The organism is Frankia sp. CcWB2 (assembly GCF_977927585.1).
The window spans coordinates 1-2,500 of record NZ_CDWRCM010000289.1 but is presented as its reverse complement, the minus strand read 5'-3'; the positions used below and the strand labels follow the sequence as shown (position 1 = coordinate 2,500).

At 71.7% G+C, this 2,500-nt stretch carries 1 protein-coding gene; it reads left to right on the top strand.

Going from position 1 to position 2,500, the window contains the following annotated elements; genetic code table 11:
* Positions 1-1,870: helicase-associated domain-containing protein (locus ACY45C_RS20570; RefSeq protein ID WP_462189196.1), on the top strand; the 1,870-nt coding region annotated here is incomplete at its 5' end.
* Positions 1,871-2,500: the final 630 nt, after the last annotated feature.

Genomic DNA, 2,500 nt, shown 5'->3' with positions numbered 1-2,500 from the left:
CCCCTACACGTTCCCCTACACGTTCCCCTACACGTTCCCCTACACGCCCTTCGAGGAGGTCCACGACCAGAGGGCAGCCGCGCAGCCCATCAGGCAGCTGATCACCGCGGGGCTGGTGCTGAGCGTCGGCAACCGGCCGGAGCTCCCCCGTGAGGTCGCGGTCGCCGCCTGGCTGGCCAGGCACGACCAGGGACTCACCGGGCCGCCGGACATTCCCCGGCCGGAGGTGAACGAGGCTGTCGTCCGGTCGAGCTCCCAGGCGGCCGCACAGGGCGCCATCCGCGCCGTGACCGCCCTGCTCGACGAGGCCGCCGCCCCCGTCGTAGCGCTCAAGCGAGGAGGCGTCGGTGGGCGGGAACGGGCCCGGCTGGCGAAGCGGCTGTCGATACCGTTGGCCGAGCTGCCGCTGTGGATCGACCTGGTCGCGGCCGCCGGCCTGCTGACCTTCACCGATGGCGGCTACGCACCGAGCTCGCGGTTCCAGGAGTGGCGGGGGGAGTCGCCAAGCCATCAGTGGGCGACGCTGGCTGCGGCGTGGCACGCTCTGGAGCACGCGCCGACGAGCCGCGAGGGTGCCGACGAGAAGGACGTCCCGCCGCCCCTGCCCATCGAGTCGGGGGCGGGCCAGATTCGCCGGGTGCTGATCCGCGCGGCGGCCGGCGGGCGGTCGGTGCGGCTCACGGCTGAGAACCTCGACTGGTTCTTCCCCCTGCACGGCTACGACGCCGCCACCCGCAAGATCAAGGTAGCGGCGGCGATCCGCGAGGCCGAGCTGCTCGGGGTGTTCGCCCTCGACGTCCTGTCCGAGCTCGGCCAAGCTCTGCTCGAGGCCGCGCCGAGCACCACCGACACGGCGGCTGCCACCGTCGGGCTTATGATCGTCTCGACCGCGGACGAGTTCGCCGCGCAGGCCGCGAGGACGGTGCGGGACCTGGCGGACCGCTGCGCCGAGCTGCTGCCCGAGACGCCGTCCAGCCTGATCCTGCAGTCAGATCTCACCGCGGTCGTGTCCGGCCAGCCCAGCGCGGCGATGTCCCAGCTCCTGCGGGCCGCGGCGGTGCCGGAGTCCCGGGGCGCGGCCGGGACCTGGCGGTTCACCTCCGCCAGCGTCCGCGCCGCGATGGACGCCGGATGGTCCGCCACCGAGCTGCTCGAACAGCTACGCACCATAGCCGATCACGGTCTCCCGCAGCCGCTCGAATACCTCATCGCCGACGTCGCCCGCCGGCACGGACACGTGCAGGTCCGCGGGATGCGCAGCGCCGTCCTCGCCGACGAGCCCACGACCGCCGAGATCCTCCACACCCGGGCGCTGGCGAAGCTGCACCTCGCCCGGCTCGCCCCCACCGTGCTGGCCAGCCCGGTGGAACTGGGCACGGTCCTCGCCGAGCTGCGCCGGACGGGCTTCTACCCCGTCGCCGAGGACGCGACGGGCACCGTCATCGTGACGAGCGGGCCGGGACGGAAGGCGCCGCGGGGGGCCTCGGCACAGCCGTCCCGGGCGTCCCGACCGCGCGGCGGGCCCCCCGCCGGTCCGTCGGCGACCCGACGGCGGCTGACGGCCGACGAACTCGCCCAGCGCCTGCGCACCGGCGAGGACGACGGTGTCACCCTCCTGACCAATCTCGCCCAGCGGCTCGGCGAGGTAAACGGGCGGCTGAACGACGCCGAACTCGCCGTGCTGGCGGACGCGGTGGAACGCCGCAGCGACGTCGTCATCGCCTACCGGGACAAGCAGGGCACCCGGACGGTCCGCCGCATCCAGCCGAACCAGCTCTTCGGCCGGTGGCTGAACTCCTGGTGCCACCTGCGCAACGCCGAGCGCGAGTTCGCCGTGGCCAACATCGAATCCGTCAGTCCCGTCGGCTGACCGGCACCCCCTTCCCGCCGAGGCGGCGCCCGAGATCCCGAGCTCACCGCGGCGATGACCACCCTGGACGTCACCGCGCCCAAAAAGAACATCCATGAAAACCCCCCGACCGGGAGCCATCGGAGATTGCGATCCCTCCAGGGATAATCAGCGACCCGATGGTAAATCCGCAGGTCGACGCCATGATCCAAGTCTAGTCGCCGGGCCCGAAGGGGTCGCGGCATCCGGTGCCGCCACTGGACACAGCCGGTGAAGGCGGCCGGCACTGGCAGGCGCGTCCAACTGGTAGTCGTCAGGGGCTGTAGGGCGGTGCATCTCGCAGTGTCGAAGCGCAAGGAGACCGCATGCGGTAGTCCGTCCTTCGGATGCCGCCCGCTTGGGGCCGGGTGGTTCACCGGAGTCCCAGATCAGAGGCTATCTCGCCGGGAGAGCCGCACCCCGCGGGCCGCCCCGTCCGGACGCAGGCACGAGCCACCGGTCATGTCTTTTCCGGCCCGGTCCCGGACCCGGCCGTCGAGGAGGATTTCTGCCTGTGGCAGACTGCCTCATCATGCGCGCTGTGGCTCTGCCAGAATCAGATAGGTAGCATGCGCACGGGACGGAGAAATGAATGAGATTCCGCGTTGATGT